This window comes from Amphibacillus sediminis NBRC 103570 (assembly GCF_001552275.1).
Lineage (GTDB): Bacteria > Bacillota > Bacilli > Bacillales > Amphibacillaceae > Amphibacillus_B > Amphibacillus_B sediminis.
This window is the reverse complement of record NZ_BCQW01000012.1, coordinates 1-13,165: the sequence shown is the minus strand read 5'-3', so window position 1 is coordinate 13,165 and position 13,165 is coordinate 1. Positions and strand designations below refer to the sequence as shown.

Below are 13,165 nucleotides of genomic sequence, written 5' to 3'. Positions count from 1 at the left end.
TTACGTAACGAATCTTAATATAGCTTGATAAAGAGGTTTTGCCCAATGTTAGAGAAATATGTCGATACATTTGTACAGCAATACAATTTAATTACAGCTAATAGCAAGGTGCTAATTGGGGTATCGGGTGGTCCTGATTCCATGGCCTTATTACATTATTTACTTGCTAGACGAGACAGCTGGCAACTAGACCTTGTCGTTGTGACAATTGATCATGGTTTGCGCGGAGAAGAGTCGGAGCAGGATGTCGATTATGTTAAAGCCTATTGCAACCAACATCGTGTACCAGTGGAAAACCATTATGTGGACGTTAAGTCCTTTAAGCAACAGCATAAGTGTGGCACGCAAGAAGCAGCACGGATGCTACGTTATCAAGTGTTTAGCCGGCTTATGGTCAAACACCAAGCAAAATACCTTGCGTTAGCTCACCACAGCGATGACCAAACGGAAACGGTTTACATGCGGATAACACGTGGTTCACAACCCGAGGCGCTAGCTGGTATAAAGCAGTCCCGCCCTTTTGCTTCGGGTTATATCGTGCGACCATTCTTGTCGATCACAAAAGAAATGATTGAACATTATCTAGAGGAAAACGGCATTACACCTCGGAGGGATCCATCCAATCAAGAAGATACGTATACTCGTAATTATTTTCGCTTGCACATTTTACCCCATCTAAAGCAGGTAAATCCAAATTTAAATCAATCGATCCGCTATTTAACGGATAATATCGAAAAGGATAGTGATTATTTAAATGAGCAGGCCAAATTAGTGAGTGATTCTGTACTGAATTATCAGAATTCTCCTAAACAAGTGACGTGTTCAATAATTGAATTGAAAAAGCACCATCCTGCTTTACAAAGAAGAGTGTTTCATCTAATATTAAACTATCTATATGACAATTTGCCGAGTGGTCTGCACTATCGGCATGACCAACAGTTTTTTGATCTACTTGATAGCGATCGCGCGAATATGGCAATTGATCTACCTAAACGACTAAAAATGATCAAGCATTACGAAAGTCTGACTATTGGTTTTGAACAGTCCGCTTCGCCATACTGTTATGCCTTGAATATTCCTGGTGTGACAGCGATACCAAGCGACAAAAACATGATTGCAGAAATTATTTACAATCCGACAACTCTATCATCTGATCAATATACCTTTTATATACCGTTAAAGGATAACCAAGTGCCGGCATTCTATGTTCGCACACGTCTTCCGGGAGATCGGATATATTTAGCGGGCATTAATGGTCGGAAAAAGCTAAAGTCTATTTTTATTGATAAGAAAATACCTTTACATAAGCGTGAGGAATGGCCAATACTAGTTGATCAGTATGGTGAGGTTTTTTGGGTCATAGGCCTAATCAAAAAAAGCTTTAATCAAGATTTATCCAGTGGTCAATATATTAAATTGACTTACCAACCACAGAAGATGCTTTAGGAGGATAAGGATGCATAACGACATCGAAAAAATATTGGTTACCGAGGAAGACATACAAGAGAAATGTAAAGAGCTAGGACAGCAACTTGCTAAAGAATATCAGGATAGGTTCCCGTTGGCAATAGGCGTGTTAAAGGGTGCGCTACCATTTATGTCTGATATTCTGCGTCATATGGATACATACTTAGAGATGGATTTCATGGATGTATCAAGCTATGGTGGTGGAATGAGTTCATCTGGAGAGGTTAAAATAGAAAAGGACTTAAACACTAAGGTTGAAGGGCGTGACTTATTAATTATTGAAGATATTATTGATAGTGGGTTAACACTAAGCTATTTAGTTGATTTATTTAAATACCGAAAAGCTCGCTCGATAAAGATTGTGACGCTACTTGATAAACCTGAAGGCCGTACAGTTGACATAAAGGCGGATATTGTTGGTTTCAAAGTACCTAATGAATTTGTTGTCGGTTATGGGTTAGACTATCAAGAAAAGTATCGAAACCTCCCATACATTGGTGTGCTAAAGCCCCATGTTTACGGTGGTGAGTAATTAACACGCCAAATTTTCAACAAAAAATCAACAAATTTTAAATAAAGTAACTAAAGTCATTTTATTATGGAAATACTGAGGGCGAGTTAGTTGTCAGCATTGTTTTTTCTATGGTACGATGTACTATAGTTTTCTCGTTTGGGAGGAGGAAAGTGATGAATCGAATAGCACGTAATTTGATCTTTTATTTTGTCATATTTCTGGCATTGCTTTTTCTAATGCAACTAATTACTGGACAAAATAATCAAACACAACAATTTAAGTTAAATGAATTTGTAGAGGCTTTAAATGATGGAGAAATTCGACAATTAGAAATGCGTCCATCTAACGGTGTCATTCGTATCACCGGTCAACTAGAAGATGGAGAAAAAACGAATTTTATTACAAATATCCCGGATAACCCGGATATTGTCAGAGATATTACATCGCAAGCCGCTGAGCAAGGAATTATAAGAATTGAAGAAGAAGAGCAACCGAGTATGTGGCTTACCTTCTTTATGTCAATTGCCCCGTTCATCATTGTCATCGTGATTTTCTTGTTCTTAATGAATCAATCACAAGGTGGAGGAAACCGAGTGATGAATTTTGGTAAGAGCAAGGCGAAGATGTATAACGAGGAGAAAAGAAAGGTTCGCTTTAAGGATGTTGCAGGAGCTGATGAAGAAAAGCAAGAGCTTGTAGAAGTCGTTGATTTTCTTAAAGACCCTCGCAAATTTGCTGCTATTGGTGCAAAAATCCCCAAAGGTGTTCTATTAGTAGGACCTCCAGGTACAGGTAAGACATTGCTAGCGCGAGCAGTAGCTGGTGAGGCAGGCGTGCCGTTTTTCTCGATTAGTGGTTCTGATTTTGTAGAGATGTTTGTTGGGGTTGGTGCATCGCGAGTTAGAGATCTATTTGATAATGCTAAGAAAAATGCCCCGTGCATCATTTTTATTGATGAAATTGATGCAGTTGGTCGTCAACGTGGCGCTGGTGTAGGTGGTGGTCACGACGAGCGTGAACAGACCTTGAACCAGTTACTGGTGGAAATGGATGGCTTCGGGGAGAATGAAGGTATTATTATTATTGCGGCCACAAACCGGCCTGACATATTAGACCCAGCTTTATTACGTCCGGGTCGATTTGATCGCCAAATAACAGTTGATCGTCCAGATTTAAAAGGTCGTGAAGATGTGCTTCGTGTGCATGCAAGAAATAAACCTCTTGCAGAAGATGTTAGTCTTAAGACTATCGCCATGCGAACACCAGGATTTTCTGGTGCCGATTTAGAGAACCTCTTAAACGAAGCTGCTCTTGTTGCGGCAAGAAGTGATAAGAAGCAAGTTGATATGGAAGATGTCGATGAGGCAATCGACCGAGTGATTGCAGGGCCAGCCAAGAAAAGTCGGGTTATTTCTGACAAAGAGCGAAATATTGTAGCCTATCACGAAAGTGGGCATACCATCATTGGAATGGTACTAGATGAAGCAGATATGGTGCACAAGGTAACGATTATCCCAAGAGGCCAGGCGGGTGGCTATGCTGTCATGCTTCCAAAGGAAGATCGATACTTTATGACCAAGCCAGAGCTACTTGATAAGATCACAGGATTGCTAGGAGGTCGTGTGGCAGAAGAGGTTATTTTTGGCGAGGTTAGTACAGGTGCTCACAATGATTTTCAGCGCGCGACAAATATTGCTCGAAAGATGGTCACAGAGTATGGGATGAGTGATAAGATCGGCCCGCTTCAATTTAGTGGTGGAAGTGGTCAAGTCTTTTTAGGTCGTGATATGCAAAATGAAGCAAATTACAGTGATGCTATTGCATATGAGATTGATCAAGAAATGCAAAACTTTATTAATCAATGTTATGCACGTGCTAAAGAGATCCTTACCGAAAACAGGGATAAATTGGAGTTAATTGCTAAGACACTTTTAGAAGTGGAAACATTAGATGCGCATCAAATTAAATCTTTGTTTGAAAAAGGTGTCTTACCTCAGGCTGAGGATGAGCAGGAAACTGAGCGAACACAAACCATAGAAGAATCTGATGATGTAAAGGTCAACATTCAAGGTAAAGCCGACAGTCAAGTAGAACCTAAGCCTTTAGATGAAGACACAGCATTAGAAGATGATAACATTTAAATAAAGTATAAATAAGTGAAGACCAGTGGAAATCCTTATTCAAGGGGCCTACTGGTCTTTTCTACAATTAAATAGTGATGGAGGTTGAAGGCCCCATCCAGATGGACCGTGCGTCTTATATGGTTTATCCGATAAATAACCCAACGCTAATAAGTTTGCATATAGTAAAAAAAACATTAAAATAGAAATGATTAAAATGTCAAAAAAGTGGTGATATTCATGTTATTTGTACTTGATGTAGGGAATACCAATACTGTACTCGGATTATTTAAACAAGATCAATTGGTATACCAATGGAGAATTAATACGGATCGCAATAAGACGGAAGACGAAATGGCTATGTTAATTAAGTCGTTATTCGATTATGAGTCGATCTCTTTTGAGATGGTAGATGCAATTATCATTTCTTCAGTTGTGCCTACTTTAATGTATGCTCTGGAGACGATGGCCGAGAAATACTTTAATAAAAAGGCAATTATTGTAGGAGATTACCCTATAGAGGCTTATTTACAAATGAAATATCCAAATCCAAATGAGCTAGGTGCTGATCGGATTGTTAATGCTGTTGGAGCAATTAAAGAATACGGTGGTCCATTAATCATTATTGATTTTGGAACGGCAACGACGTATTGTTATATTGATGAGACACATGCTTATGTAGGAGGTGCGATTACTCCTGGTGTTAAAATATCGCTAGATGCACTTTATGACCATGCAGCAAAACTGCCAAAGGTTGAAATAACACAACCTCAAAGTGTAATTGGGCGCTCTACCATAACGGCAATGCAATCAGGTGTTTATTTTGGCTATGTTGGACAAGTTGATGAAATCGTCAGACGAATAAAAAGGGAAAGTGGTCAAAATCCAACTGTTATCGCTACCGGGGGGTTAGCAAATTTAATCGCCCATGAATCGAGTACAATTAATATTGTTGATCCTGCATTAACGTTAAAGGGATTGGCCGAAATTTATCGAAAAGTTAACTAAGAAGGGGTTCATGACAGTGAAAGATTACTTAATAAAAGCTACAGCATTTGAAGGTACGATTCGCGCTTATGCGATAAAGTCTACTACAACAGTTGAAGAGGCTAGACGCCGTCATGATACGTGGGCTACTGCCTCAGCTGCGTTGGGACGTACCTTGACCATTGCGACTATGATGGGTGCTATGCTAAAGGGTGAAGACAAATTAACCGTTAAACTGGAGGGTGATGGTCCGACTGGGCCAATTGTGGCAGATGCCAATGCCAAGGGTCAAGTCCGTGCTTATATTACACACCCTCATGTCGACTTTGAGTTAAATAGCCAAGGAAAGCTGGATGTAGCGCGTGCGGTTGGTACGAACGGGAGTCTTAGTGTTGTCAAAGATCTTGGCTTGAAGGAACACTTCACTGGGCAAGTACCGATTGTTTCAGGCGAAGTAAGCGAGGATTTTACATATTACTTTGCTACTTCTGAGCAAGTTCCATCTGCTGTAGGGGCTGGCGTACTTGTTAATCCCGATCACTCGATATTGGCTGCCGGAGGTTTTATCGTTCAGGTAATGCCTGGGGCATCAGACGAAACGATAACAAAGCTTGAACAACGTATTAAAGCCATTCCGCCGATATCCACATTAATTCAAGAGGGAAAGAATCCTGAAGATATTTTAACAGAGCTTTTTGAAGAGAATCATTTAAAGGTACTCGATAAGATGCCGGTAGAATTCCATTGCTCTTGCTCACTAGAGCGAATTAAAAACGCGATTCGAGGTTTAGGTAATGAAGAAATTAATGAGATGATTGAGCAGGATGGAGGAGCAGAGGCGACATGTCATTTTTGTAATGAACATTACCATCTTGACACTGAAGAATTGGCAGAGCTTAAACAGACTGGAGATCTCCAATGAGACTTAGGAAGAATACCAAAAGGTTATTAGTCTTAATCATCATATTACTGGTCAGTACCAACTTCTTTACCTTTTTGTTGTCACGGAGTCAGAATGGAGCGAATAAAAAAAATTCCTTGCCCGATGATCATATTGATCTAAATAAACCAGTAGCTGTTATTGATAATGAAGAAATCTATTATCCGGAATGGATGGAGTATTTAGAAAAACAATATGGTGAAGAAGGTCTTAAGGAAATGATTAATCAAAAGGTTGTTACTAAATTAGCAGAGCAAGAAGGCTTAGAAGTCGAGTCAGAAATTATCGATCTAGAGGTTGCACTACTTTCTACACTAGCTGGTCAATTGCCTAAAGAAAGAGTAGAGCAAGTAGAAGAGGAATGGCGTGAAACAATCGAGTATCGTTTGTTGACTGAAAGGCTGCTGACTCGTGATATCGAGATTCAAGAGGAGGAAATTCAGTCTTATTACAATGTATATCAATCTGAGTACGAGTTTGTTACACGGGTTGAATTATCTCATATTGTAGTAGAAGATCAAGCTACAGCAGATAGAGTGTATCAAGAATTAGAAGAAGGTGCTGATTTTGCTGCACTTGCTCGTGAATATACTATTGACCAAGACTCTTTAATCAATGGAGGCTACCTCGGTTTCTTTACTGAAGCTAGCAGTTTTTTGCCAGCAGGCTATTTTGATCAAGCCAGCTCATTAGATGACTATCAGTATAGTCAGCCATTTCAATCAGATCAAGGGGTTGTTATCCTTTATCTACATCGACATATTCCAGAGGTAAAGTTATCTTATGAACAATCAAGGGAGCATATTAGGACAAAATTAGCTATTGAACAAATCGAAGGATCGCCATCAGCAAAAAAATTATGGAATCAACTAGATGTTGACTGGATATATTGACAAAGAAGATGATTTACCATATAGTTGAATTAAACTAATAAGAATAGTCGGGATTAGGAGTGATCAAATGAAAGTGGCAAAATCGATAGCTGAATTAATTGGTCAGACGCCAATTGTAAAGCTTAACCGTTTAACAGGGCCTGAAGATGCTGAGTTGTACGCCAAATTAGAGTTTATGAATCCAGGTAGTTCAGTTAAGGATCGGATTGCACTTGCGATGATTGAAGCAGCTGAAGAAAGCGGAGAATTAAAAGAAGGCGATACGATAATAGAGCCGACTAGTGGGAATACTGGGATTGGAATCGCATTAGTAGCTGCTATTAAAGGTTATCGAGCAATTTTGGTCATGCCAGATACCATGAGCTTAGAAAGAAGAAATTTACTCAGAGCTTATGGAGCTGAACTTATATTAACCCCGGGGTCTGAAGGGATGAAGGGTGCGATTAAGAAAGCTGAGGATTTAAAACAACAGCATGGCTATTTCATGCCACAACAATTTCAAAATGAGGCAAACCCTATTATCCATGAGCGAACTACAGGGAAAGAAATTGTCGAGCAGATGGGTGACCAGTTAGATGCCTTTGTGGCAGGGATTGGAACTGGTGGTACAATAACTGGAGCGGGAAAAGTTTTAAGAGAACACTTTAAGGATATAAAAGTTTATGCAGTCGAACCGAAGGATTCTCCGATATTATCTGGTGGAGAACCTGGACCGCATAAAATACAAGGAATTGGTGCCGGCTTTGTTCCGAAAATATTAGATACGAACATATATGATGAAGTGATTACGGTATCGAATGAAGCTGCTTATGATACAGCAAGAAAAGCAGCTAAAGCCGAAGGGTTACTTGGTGGTGTATCCTCTGGTGCAGCTATTTTTGCAGCACTGCAGGTAGCCAAAGACTTAGGTAAAGGCAAGAAGGTATTAGCAGTCATTCCGAGTAATGGAGAACGTTACTTATCGACACCGCTTTATCAATTTGAAGAATAGGATACAATTTGGAACAGTTCTCATGTTTAAGATATGGGGACTGTTTTTTCATGCCCCTACAAGAAATAATTAAAATAGATCGTTCAATTACTATATTTGGTGTTAAAATAAAAGAAAAGCAAGGGGAAATCATTGTGAATCGAATAATTAGGACGAAACATGGAGATCTTGATTTGACTCAAAAAACAGTCGTTATGGGAATACTTAATGTGACGCCAGATTCATTTTCTGACGGTGGTCGTTATAATAATATAGAAAATGCCGTTGAACAGGCGAGAAAAATGGTAGCTGACGGGGCGGATATTATTGATATAGGTGGTGAATCCACTCGGCCGGGTTATACACCTATAGATGGAGAGGAAGAACTTAGCCGTGTGCTACCCATTATTGAAAAAGTTCGCGAGGCTGTATCTGTTCCGATTTCGATTGATACATTTAAAGCTAGAACGGCTGAAGCTGCAATAGAAGCAGGAGCAGATATTATTAATGATATTTGGGGAGCGCAGTATCAACCGGAAATAGCTAAGGTAGCTGCCGATAAGCAAGTACCGATTATTTTAATGCATAACAGACAAGAACATAAATACAATAATTTAATCGATGATATTAAAACAGACTTGTTAAAGAGTGTTAATATAGCGATTAAGCAAGGGGTAAAGAAAGAACAGATTATCCTTGACCCTGGAATTGGATTTGCTAAATCGGCAAACGAAAATTTAGCAGTTATTCAAAGTTTGAATCAATTAAGGTTAGATTATCCAGTTTTATTAGGAGCTTCAAGAAAATCATTAATTGGAAAGATATTAGACTTGCCAATTGACCAACGTGATGAGGCAACCGGAGCTATCACAGCATATAGCATCACAAAAGGTGTCGCTGATATCGTTCGCGTGCACAATGTAGCTTTAAACGTTCGGATTGCAAGGATGACAGATGTACTAGTTGGAAAGGGCGATAATTGATGGACAAAATCATATTAAATGAACTGGCTTTTTATGGCTATCATGGTGCTTTAAAAGCTGAAAATGAGCTAGGACAATCATTTATTGTTGACTTAGTTTTATCGATAGACTTAAAAAAAGCTGGCCAGACAGATGACTTAAACTATACCATTCACTATGGTGAAGTATATACATTAGTAAAAGAAATTGTTGAAGGTGAACATAAAGCGTTAATAGAATCGGTAGCTGAACAAATCGCTCAAACATTATTTGAGCATTATAAAAGCTTGCAAGCTTGTACAGTTCGAGTTACCAAGCCCAACCCCCCTATCCCTGGACACTATAATTCGGTGGCTATAGAGATTTTTCGGGAGCGTTCCGAATGAATAGAGCATATATTGCGCTTGGTTCGAATATTTCACCCAGATCGCAGTACTTAGAACAAGCTGTGCAGTTACTCTCTGAGTGTACAAATATCGAAATAATAAATAAGTCCTCAATTTACCATACTGAACCGATGGGGTATGTAGACCAAAACAATTTTTTGAATCAGGTGATTTCAATTGATACAAGCTTGTCCTCTTTTGATCTGCTCACTGTTTGTCAAAATATTGAGAATGATTTAGGGAGAAAAAGAGAAATTAGGTGGGGCCCGAGAACACTTGATCTTGACATTTTGCTATATAATCATGAAAATATGATAACAGAGCAGTTAATTCTTCCGCACCCACGTATGCATGAAAGAGCATTTGTTTTAGTCCCTTTAGCTGAATTGGCCCCGGATCTCGTTATACCGGGTATTAACGAAACGGTAAGAGAAAAGCTTTTGTATATACCTAGTGAAGAGAAGAGAGGCGTTGTTAAGTGGATCAAGAAAGATGGGGTAGAAGAATAAAGGCTTATCGAAAGCTGAAAGGTTATACACAGATCGAGTTTTCAGATGCAATTGGAATCTCGCTATCCATAGTAGGTGAAGTAGAACGCGGTAAGCGTGAACCTTCAAAAGAGTTTTTAGAGAAAACAATCGAAGTTTTGGGGGTATCGCTATCGGAACTTGATCCCCCTCTTCGCGATAACAAAGCAAAAGGGGAATAGAGATGTTTCAGATTGGAGATGTTACGATACCGAATCGGGTAGTATTAGCACCGATGGCAGGGGTCAGCAATTGGGCCTTTCGATTAACGGTCAAAGAATTTGGTGCGGGTTTGGTTTGTGCAGAGATGGTAAGTGATAAGGGAATTATCAATCAAAACAAAAGAACTTTAGATATGCTTTATATAGATGAAGCAGAGAAGCCGATGAGTTTGCAGATATTTGGCGGAGAAAAAAGGTCAATGATAGAAGCCGCTCAATTTGTAGATCAACACACAAATGCAGATATAATTGATATTAATATGGGGTGTCCCGTACCCAAAATTACTAAGTGCGATGCAGGTTCTAAATGGTTGTTACAGCCAGAGAAAATCTATGAATTAGTCTCTGCTGTGGCAGCTGCAGTAGACAAGCCAGTAACAGTAAAGATGCGAAAAGGCTGGGATCATGACAGTGTTTATGCCATCGAGAATGCTAAAGCGGCTGAAGAGGCTGGAGCTAAGGGGCTTACTTTACACGGCCGTACTAGAGAACAAATGTACGAGGGCTTGGCAGATTGGGAAATTGTTAAAGAGGTAAAGGACAGGGTTAGCATTCCTGTTATCGGAAATGGAGACATTGACTCACCAGAAGTAGCTAAACAGAGATTAGAGGAGACCGGTATAGACGCAGTTATGATTGGGAGAGCGGCCTTAGGGAATCCGTGGATTATGTACCGTATTGTTCAATATCTTGAAAATGGTGTCCTAATAGAAGAGCCTTCTCCACAAGAAAAGATAAGAGTATGTTTGCTACACGCTGATCGGCTCATTAAGATAAAATCCGAAAAGGTTGCCATTATGGAGATGCGAAAACATACAGCATGGTATTTGAAGGGCATGAGTGGTAACGGTAAGATAAGAAGAGCTATAAATGAAGTTGAAACACGTGACCAGCTCGAGGAACTTTTAAATGAGTATGTCCAGCTATCGCAAATGTACGCTATTTAAAACTTAGAGTTGACACTGTTCTTTCATTTTCTTATACTAGCTTAGAAATACGAGTGATAGGGCAAAAAGACTTTGAGCGGGGCAAGCTTAGGCTTGCCTGTGATATTACCGGGCAAATGTTGTTGGCAACGTTTAACTTCATTCAGCTGAAGTCTCTCGTTTGAGTGGAGTAAGGTAAATGCCTATTCGTACTCTATTCAGTACGGTACAATCTAGGCTGAATCAAGTTAAAGCCTCCGGCGGATGCCACAGCTTTTCAGTGGAATTTTATTTAAGTAGAGCTCGATAAAATCTGGATGCAAATACGCCAAGGTGCATTTGGTCTATATAAGGATTATTTGAAGTTTTTATGCGTCAGTAGATCTGCTCTTGATCTTTTGATGTAAGGACCTGTGTTAATGGTCCTAACCTTCTTGGTCTGTTAATCTATTGTTTTATAATTAAAATAAACTTGGGGAGTGTTTCAATATGTCGGAAGAATTAAATGATCACATGCGAGTGCGTCGGGACAAGCTTAACGCCATTCGAGAAAAAGGCTATGATCCATTTGGTGATAAATTTGAACGGACCCACTTAGCCTCGGAATTAATTGCTTCTTATGAACAATTTTCAAAAGACGAGCTAGAAGAAAAGGCAGTTCAAACCACGGTAGCTGGACGGATTATGACGAAACGCGGAAAGGGAAAAGCAGGTTTTTCTCATATACAAGATTTAAGTGGTCAAATACAGTTGTATATCCGAAAAGATAAAGTAGGAGAAGAAGCCTATGAGCTTTTTAACACAGCTGATTTAGGTGATATTGTTGGAGTAAGTGGAACTGTATTTAAAACAAATGTAGGTGAATTATCGATTAAAGCCAATGAATTTCACCTTCTAACGAAATCGCTACGACCACTTCCGGAGAAATTTCATGGCTTAAAAGATGTAGAGCAACGTTATCGCCAACGTTATCTTGATTTAATTACAAACCATGAGAGTAAAGAAACATTTATCATGCGCAGTAAAATTATTCAGTCAATGCGTCGCTATCTTGACAAGGCAGGCTTCTTAGAGGTAGAGACACCAATGATGCATAGTATTCCTGGCGGTGCATCTGCAAGACCTTTTATTACTCATCATAATGCCCTCGATATTCCACTCTATATGCGAATTGCGATAGAGCTTCACCTTAAACGGTTGATTGTTGGCGGAATGGAAAGAGTTTATGAAATTGGTCGAGTGTTTAGAAATGAAGGGGTCTCTACACGACATAATCCAGAATTCACGATGCTCGAGCTTTATAAGGCTTACGCTGATTATCATGATATTATGAACTTAGTAGAGAATATGGTCGCCCATATTGCTGAAGAAGTAACAGGATCAACCACTGTTACATATGGTGATGACCAAATAGATTTAAAGCCAGCTTGGAAGAGAGTTCATATGGTAGACGTAATCAAAGAATATACTGGCGTTGATTTTTGGGAAAAAATGAGTGATGAAGAAGCTAAAGCTTTAGCTAAAGAGCATGGTATTGAGATTCAGGACAATATGACGTTTGGACATATCGTAAACGAGTTTTTTGAACAGCGTGTAGAAGAACATCTTGTACAGCCCACTTTTGTATACGGTCATCCTGTAGAAATCTCACCATTAGCAAAGAAAAATAAAGATGACAGCCGATTCACTGATCGCTTTGAATTATTTATCGTTCGTCGTGAGCATGCTAATGCTTTCTCAGAGCTAAATGATCCTATTGATCAACGAGAGCGGTTTGAAGCTCAAGTGAAAGAAAAAGAGCAGGGTAATGATGAGGCGCATGAGATGGACGAAGATTTCTTAGAAGCACTTGAATATGGCATGCCACCAACAGGCGGTTTGGGTATAGGTATTGATCGCCTAGTAATGCTATTAACTAATGCACCTTCTATAAGAGATGTTTTATTGTTCCCTCAAATGCGTAATCGTGAATCTTAACATACTTTAACAAAGACTTCCATAATATAATGGAGGTCTTTTATTATTACTATTAGAATTGGATCAAAGCATGTTTTAATCCTGCTGTTTAAAGCAGCTGAGTTATGTAACAATTAAATAAAAAAACTATTGACTGTTAATTGGGAGCATGTTATATTTATCAAGTCGCCAAAATTCAATGAGGAATATAAGACGACGAATCAACTAAAAAAGTATTGACAATCGTTATTACTTTTTGTATAATATAAAGGCTGTCGTAATTAGTCAGCATGATT

At 39.2% G+C, this 13,165-nt stretch carries 13 protein-coding genes; all 13 read left to right on the top strand.

The window, feature by feature from the left end; translation table 11 throughout:
* Positions 1-45 precede the first annotated feature (45 nt).
* Positions 46-1,446, top strand: coding sequence for a tRNA lysidine(34) synthetase TilS (tilS, locus tag ASE01S_RS08900; RefSeq protein ID WP_067841193.1), 1,401 nt, complete (start codon positions 46-48; stop codon positions 1,444-1,446).
* 10 nt (positions 1,447-1,456) lie between these two features.
* The gene (gene hpt, locus ASE01S_RS08895; RefSeq protein ID WP_067841191.1) at positions 1,457-1,999 is read left to right on the top strand and encodes a hypoxanthine phosphoribosyltransferase; all 543 of its coding nucleotides are present in this window, start codon (positions 1,457-1,459) and stop codon (positions 1,997-1,999) included.
* Between the two features lie 155 nt (positions 2,000-2,154).
* Entirely contained in the window at positions 2,155-4,122 is a 1,968-nt protein-coding gene (gene ftsH, locus ASE01S_RS08890) for an ATP-dependent zinc metalloprotease FtsH (protein ID WP_067841188.1), read from the top strand.
* Positions 4,123-4,341: 219 nt separating this feature from the next.
* On the top strand, positions 4,342-5,109 hold the full coding sequence (locus tag ASE01S_RS08885) for a type III pantothenate kinase (protein ID WP_067841186.1): 768 nt from the start codon (positions 4,342-4,344) through the stop codon (positions 5,107-5,109).
* A 16-nt stretch (positions 5,110-5,125) separates the two neighbouring features.
* Positions 5,126-6,010, top strand: coding sequence for an Hsp33 family molecular chaperone HslO (hslO, locus tag ASE01S_RS08880; RefSeq protein WP_067841183.1), 885 nt, complete (start codon positions 5,126-5,128; stop codon positions 6,008-6,010).
* The gene (locus tag ASE01S_RS08875) at positions 6,007-6,921 is read left to right on the top strand and encodes a peptidylprolyl isomerase (RefSeq protein WP_067841180.1); all 915 of its coding nucleotides are present in this window, start codon (positions 6,007-6,009) and stop codon (positions 6,919-6,921) included. The genes hslO and ASE01S_RS08875 overlap by 4 nt, the downstream gene beginning before the upstream one ends.
* 67 nt (positions 6,922-6,988) lie before the next feature.
* Positions 6,989-7,912, top strand: coding sequence for a cysteine synthase A (cysK, locus tag ASE01S_RS08870; RefSeq protein ID WP_067841178.1), 924 nt, complete (start codon positions 6,989-6,991; stop codon positions 7,910-7,912).
* Between the two features lie 134 nt (positions 7,913-8,046).
* A complete protein-coding gene (folP, locus tag ASE01S_RS08865) occupies positions 8,047-8,874 on the top strand; it encodes a dihydropteroate synthase (RefSeq protein WP_067841342.1) in 828 nt (275 codons plus the stop codon).
* A complete protein-coding gene (folB, locus tag ASE01S_RS08860; RefSeq protein WP_067841175.1) occupies positions 8,874-9,239 on the top strand; it encodes a dihydroneopterin aldolase in 366 nt (121 codons plus the stop codon). Before folP ends, folB begins: the two co-directional genes overlap by 1 nt.
* A complete protein-coding gene (gene folK, locus ASE01S_RS08855) occupies positions 9,236-9,748 on the top strand; it encodes a 2-amino-4-hydroxy-6-hydroxymethyldihydropteridine diphosphokinase (protein WP_067841173.1) in 513 nt (170 codons plus the stop codon). The genes folB and folK overlap by 4 nt, the downstream gene beginning before the upstream one ends.
* Positions 9,718-9,948: a helix-turn-helix domain-containing protein gene (locus tag ASE01S_RS08850; protein ID WP_067841171.1), complete on the top strand. Its 231-nt coding sequence runs from the start codon at positions 9,718-9,720 to the stop codon at positions 9,946-9,948. Before folK ends, ASE01S_RS08850 begins: the two co-directional genes overlap by 31 nt.
* 2 nt (positions 9,949-9,950) lie before the next feature.
* Positions 9,951-10,934 (top strand): tRNA dihydrouridine synthase DusB, encoded by a 984-nt coding sequence (gene dusB, locus ASE01S_RS08845; RefSeq protein ID WP_067841169.1) that lies wholly within the window; start codon positions 9,951-9,953, stop codon positions 10,932-10,934.
* A 468-nt stretch (positions 10,935-11,402) separates the two neighbouring features.
* Positions 11,403-12,890, top strand: a complete 1,488-nt coding sequence (lysS, locus tag ASE01S_RS08840) for a lysine--tRNA ligase (RefSeq protein WP_067841167.1) — start codon at positions 11,403-11,405, stop codon at positions 12,888-12,890.
* The last annotated feature ends 275 nt before the right edge of the window (positions 12,891-13,165 follow it).